The 5508-nt window shown below is 72.4% G+C and carries 5 protein-coding genes; 1 reads left to right on the top strand and 4 read right to left on the bottom strand.

The window, feature by feature from the left end; all coding sequences use genetic code 11:
• Positions 1 to 41 precede the first annotated feature (41 nt).
• The 4 genes from BFF77_RS23660 to BFF77_RS23645 all read right to left on the bottom strand — a co-directional run bounded on the left by BFF77_RS23660 (position 42) and on the right by BFF77_RS23645 (position 4955).
• Positions 42 to 2459: a right-handed parallel beta-helix repeat-containing protein gene (locus BFF77_RS23660; protein ID WP_066953184.1), complete on the bottom strand. Its 2418-nt coding sequence runs from the start codon at positions 2457 to 2459 to the stop codon at positions 42 to 44.
• A 281-nt stretch (positions 2460 to 2740) separates the two neighbouring features.
• A complete protein-coding gene (locus BFF77_RS23655) occupies positions 2741 to 3349 on the bottom strand; it encodes an Rv1733c family protein (RefSeq protein ID WP_066953182.1) in 609 nt (202 codons plus the stop codon).
• Positions 3350 to 3538: 189 nt separating this feature from the next.
• Positions 3539 to 4459: an MOSC domain-containing protein gene (locus tag BFF77_RS23650; protein WP_079125425.1), complete on the bottom strand. Its 921-nt coding sequence runs from the start codon at positions 4457 to 4459 to the stop codon at positions 3539 to 3541.
• Between the two features lie 22 nt (positions 4460 to 4481).
• A complete protein-coding gene (locus BFF77_RS23645; RefSeq protein ID WP_066953178.1) occupies positions 4482 to 4955 on the bottom strand; it encodes a DUF6643 family protein in 474 nt (157 codons plus the stop codon).
• A 239-nt stretch (positions 4956 to 5194) separates the two neighbouring features.
• Here BFF77_RS23645 and BFF77_RS23640 point away from each other — a divergent pair.
• Positions 5195 to 5508, top strand: a 314-nt coding sequence (locus tag BFF77_RS23640; RefSeq protein WP_141698506.1) for a TerD family protein, incomplete at its 3' end; no start/stop codon positions are given.

The raw sequence follows: 5508 nt of genomic DNA, 5'->3' as shown, positions 1-5508 counted from the left end.
TGGAGCGGCACGCGGGCCGGGCGGGGGAGCGGCGCCGGAGGTCAGGGCAGCTCGGGCAGATCGTCCGCATAGAGCAGCGTCAGATCGTCCGTGCTGGTCTCCGGCAACTGGGCGACCCGGCCCGCGTGCCGCTCCACCATCGACTCGAACGTCTGACGCGCGGTACGGCCGTTGCCGAAGGCGGGCCCCTTGGGCAGCGCCGTGAAGTACGTGAGCAGTGCCTCGGCCGTGCCGTCGCCCAGCCGGTACTCCTGCTCCTCCGACTGCTGGCGCACGATCCGCAGCAGCTCGTCGGGCTCGTAGTCGCTGAAGGTGATGGTCCGCGAGAAGCGGGACGCCACACCCGGGTTGACCGTCAGGAAGCGCTCCATCTCGGCCGTGTACCCGGCGACGATCACCACGACCGCGTCCCGGTGGTCCTCCATCAGCTTCACCAGCGTGTCGATCGCCTCCTTGCCGAAGTCCCGCCCGGAGTCCTCGGGCGACAGGGCGTACGCCTCGTCGATGAAGAGCACGCCGCCGCGGGCCCGGTCGAAGGCCTCCTGCGTGCGGATCGCGGTGGAACCGATGTGCTCGCCGACCAGGTCAACCCGGGAGACCTCGACGAGATGGCCGTGCTCCAGCACCCCGAGGGAGTGCAGGATCTCGCCGTACAGCCGGGCCACCGTCGTCTTGCCGGTGCCGGGGGAGCCCGTGAAGACGAGATGGCGGCGGACCGACGCCGCCTTGAGGCCCGCCTCCTTGCGGCGTCGGCCGACCTCGATCATGTCGGTCAGCGCGCGGACCTCCCGCTTGACGCTGTCGAGACCGACCAGCGCGTCGAGCTCTCCGAGGACCTCCTCCGAGGAGCGCGCGGACACCGCGGCCGGGACGGCGTCCCGCGCGGTCGCGGCCGCGGCCGGGGCGGTGCTCTGCGGAGGGACCGCGCCGAGCAGCCCGGTGGTCTGTGTCGCGGTCAGCACGGTGGGCGGCTCGGACGGCGGAGCCAGTACGCCGCTCTCGTCGCTGGTGCAGTCCTCGGCGGTCGGGCCGTTCTCGGCGAACTCGTAACCGCCGCGCGCGCACCGTTCCGTACGGCACCGTGTGAGCGTCGTACGGCAGCCGTCCGTCACATGGAAGCCGTAGCCGCCGCTGCCCGTCACCCGGCAGTTGTCGAAGGTGCCGCGGCCCTCGGCGGAGACGTAGAAGCCCGCCTCGGCGGCCGAGGTGACCGTACAGCGCTCGATGGTGGGATCGGCGCCCTTGGTGACGATCACACCGGTCTGTACGCCGTCGATGGTGCAGGAGTTGAGCGTGCCGCCGCTGCCGTGGTCACGGAACCAGGCGCCGGTGGAGGCTTCCTTGATCCGGCAGTCGTCGAGCTGCGCGGTCGCGCCGTCGCTCACCGACACCGCGGTGTTCCGTACCTGGGAGATGTCGCTGTCGACGACATCGGCGCGTGAGCCCCGGTCGAGGACGAAGAGCGCGTCGGGCACGTCGTGCACCCGGCAGGAGTCGAGGACGACGGTCGCGCCGTCACTGACCCAGACGGCCGGATAGTCGCCCGTACTGTCGTGGATCTCGCACTGGTTGGCGTCCACGCGGGTGCCCGGGTCCCAGACGGAGAGTCCGTTGCGGCCGAAGCGGCGCACCGTGGAGCGGGTCAGGGTCAGCACCGAGCGGGAGCGCAGATCGACCGCGTTCTCCGGGATGTCATGGATGTCGCAGTCGGAGAGGGTGAGCACGGCGTCGGTGTCCAGGGTTATCCCGTCCGCCGACGTGCGGTGCACGGAGGAGTCGGTGAGATGGGCGGCGGCGCGGGACGTCACCTGCACACCGGTGCCCTTGATCTCGTAGATCTCGCAGCCGATCGCCTCCATCCCGCTGCCCTCACCGGTGACGGACAGGCCCGCGCCCGAGGCGTGGTGGATGCGGCAGCGCTCCAGCCGGGGATGCGCGCCGCCGCGCACCGAGACCCCGGACTGCCCGGCCGCGACGATCTCGCACTCCTCGAACACCCCGCCCGCGCCGTCGAGTACGCCGATGCCGACACCGGCCGGGTTGTCGACGGTGCAGCGGCGCACGGTGGGCCGGGCCGCGCCGCGTACCTCTATGCCGGCCGCCGAGCGGGTCACGATCCGCAGTTCCGTCAGCTCGGGTGCGCCGTCCTCGACGAGCAGCGCGGGCGAGGTCGCGTCCTGGCCCTCCACCAGGAGGTCCTGGATGGTGGCGGAGGCACGGACGGTCAGCGGTACGCCGTCGGCGGGCGCGATCCGTACGGAACCGGGCGAGCCCTCGGGACCGCGCAGGGTGACGGCGCGTGCCACGACGAGATTCTCCCGGTAGGTGCCGGGGGCGACGGTGAGGATGTCGCCGTCGCCGGCCGCCTCCAGGGCGGCGGCGAGGGACGCGTACTCGCCCGTGCGGCGCCGCCAACGCGATGTTCCGGTGTGCGTCACCTGGACCGTGCCCTGTGCCATGGCGCTGTTGTGCCCCCACCTCGTGCGTGTGCGCGTGCCGTGCCGTCCGGGGCACCGGCCCCGGACCCCGGCCGCAAGGGCGGACCGGGCGGCACCACCGTAGCGCGCATGACACGTCCGAGTTGACGCGAGAGGCCGCTCTGGGACGGGACTTCGCCACGGCACGCCCTGCCGTACGGGCCTGGCGGCCGGGCTCCCGTGACAGGCGGATTCGCCGGACGGCGGGCGGTGCCGGGGCACGCGAGCCCGGCAGGATCCGGACAGCACCTGGGGGACGGCCCTCAGCTGCCCGCGCCGGTGCGGCCCCAGTCCGGGCCGGCCTTGGCCCATGCCCGGTCGAGGTGCTCGTACCTCCGCCGCACCAGACGCCATACGATCAGCCGTCTGCCGCACTCCACCAGACCGGCCGCCAGCACGGCCGCGCCGAGGCCGACGAGAACGGCGTGGGTGCGCGCGCCGTCCGCGTTCATCGGGGGCTTCACCGGTCTGCCGCGCTGGTCGGCCCAGATGCCGAAGGTGTCGCCCGCCCGGGGCCGGCGCGAGGGCGCGGAGACGAGGCCCGTACGGGAGCCGCCGTCCACCGTCCGCCAGGTGGCGATCACCTTGCTGCCCGTGTCGTGCTGCGCCGCCGACTCGGCGTCGAACGGGACGGTATGGCGCTCGGCGGAGCGGCCGACGACCATGGCGGTCGTCCGGTGCCGGTGCTCGTGCTGGAACCGGACCGTCTCCCGCAGCGACGCGTCGACGGCGCTCCCGCAGAGCCAGCCGACGACCGGGGCGGCCAGCGCGAACAGACCCACCGCCGTCAGCGCGACCCATGCCTCGATCAGATCGGTCCCTCTGCGCAGGGGGTTGCGCCGCCAGCGCCAGAGTCCCGGTATCGTGCGCACCTTTTCCGCACCCCCTTCCCTGTCCGTTTTAGCCGCGGGCAGCACGGTTTACGCGCGATGGGCGCGAAGAGAGAGCAAGCTCACTTCGTTGTCCCCTGCACCCAAAGCCGGATATGACGGGCGGGGCGGACACAACAGGCGCCTCCTGCGCGGCCCGTCGGGCCGGCGGGCCGGTCGGGAGCCACGGGATCAGTCGAGCACCGTGAACGGATCGCCCACCCGCAGTGTGCCGGTGGACTCGGGGACGAGGTTCTGTCCGAAGATCAGCCGGCCGTCCGTCTTGCGGTACCGGCCGAGGGTGCGCAGCGGCTCCCGGCCGCGCTCGGCGGTCCGCTGGTCCGTGGTGGTGACGACACACCGCCCGCAGGGCTTGGCGACCCGGAAGGTCACCTCTCCGACGGCGACGCGGCGCCAGTGGTCCTCGGCCCAGGCCGCCGTCCCGGCCACCACGAGATTCGGCCGGAACCGGTCCATCGGCAGCGGACCCTCCTGCGCGTGATCCCCGTCCGCGATCCAGGAGTTGAGGGCGTCGAGCGAGGCGAGCGTGGTGACGAGCAGCGGGAAGCCGTCCGCGAAGCTGACCGTCTCCCCGGGCCTCGCGAACAGCGGATCGACGGGCCTGCGCGAAGCAGGGGCGTCGAGATGGACGAGCCTGACCTCCACCCCGAGGTACGTGCTCGCCCAGTCGTGTGCCTCGCTCCCCGCGGGCACGGCTTCGACCCTGGTCCCGAAGACGTCCACCACGACGGTGCCGGCGCCCCCCGGCCCCGGTTCCGCCGGCGGCGGTTCGAGGACCGTCAACGGCTCATGTCCTGGCGCGTGCAGCCGGATCCCGCCGTCCGGCCGCGGCTCGGCGCGGGCCAGCGCCAGCCGTCCCTGCTGGCGCTGCGTGACCACCTTTCCCGTGCCGTCGATCAGTGTCCAGCGGCGGTCCCCGGCGAGCCCCCAGGGCTCGACGAGCGCGTGCTCGGGCGTACAGCCGGCCATCGACTTGACCGGGTGGACCCGCAGGGCGTGCAGAACCGGCCGGGCCGGCCGGACCGACTGCCCCGGTCGCACCGGCTGGGCAGGCTGAGCTGGCTGGACTGGCTGATGGACCGGCTTCGGCATGAAGCCATCCTGTCAGCAGCCCTCAGTACCCCCGTGTCTGATAGGGCCGGTTGTACGGGTCGTCGTACTGCGTGGGCGGCGCGGGCGCCGGGCGCGGAGCCGCCGGACGCATCGCCTCGTACCCCGTACCGGGCATGGGACGCTGCGGCTGCGGCTGCGGCTGCTGCTGGGCGGCCGGGTAACCGCGCGGCGGTACCTGCTGCGGGATGTACGGCGCGGGCGCGTGCTGCAACGGCATGGGCTGCTGCATCGGCGCCGGCTGCTGCTGGTAGCCGCCGTACGACGGCGCGGGCTGGGAGGGCGCCGGGGGAAGGGCGGGCAGCGCGGAGGGCAGGGCCGGCAGATAGCTGTTGCCGGTGTCATAGGCGGAAGGCACTCGGATCGGCGCGATCTGAGGCGTGCCCCGCTCCGCGACCAGGGAGTCGTAGATAGGGGTGTCCGGGAACGACGGCGCGGTGTAGTAACCGCCGCCGTAGGTGGCGCGGGGGGAGGTCATGGAACATAAGTTAAGCCCACGATGTGCCGGTTGGGGAGTCCGATAAGGGGGTTCTTTGGGGAGCTGTGGGAGACTTCGGATCCCCAATGCGAGCGAACATGGGAAAAACGGTCGTCCGAAGATGTTCGGATCGTGTAAAGGGCAAGCTAGCGGGGGGTTACCGGCGGGTCTCGCGGGGTCCGAACGGCGTTCCTGCCATTAGGTTGGCGGCACGAAATCTTCGGACACCCCGACCCGCGATGGGGGCGAGCATGGCCATGCTTAAAGGAGCCAATCTGCCGGTACCGGCGCCTGCTGTGCGAGTCGAATTGGGATGGCGCGCGGGACCCGGCGTACCGGACGTCGACGCGTCGGCACTGCTCCTCGTCTCGGGGAGAGTCCGCTCCGACGCCGACTTCGTCTTCTACAACCAGCCGGTGCACGCGTCGGGCGCGGTACGCCACGAGAACAAGGCGAGCGGGGGAGCCGGCGTCACGGACACGCTCACGGTCGATCTCGCGCGTGTGGAGCCCGCCGTCGGCGGACGCCGCCAGGACGATCCGGTCGACGGCGG

This window comes from Streptomyces lushanensis, from assembly GCF_001700515.1.
Classification (GTDB): Bacteria; Actinomycetota; Actinomycetes; order Streptomycetales; family Streptomycetaceae; genus Streptomyces; species Streptomyces lushanensis.
The sequence above is the reverse complement of the archived record's forward strand: the minus strand, read 5'-3'. Positions and strand labels throughout refer to the sequence as shown.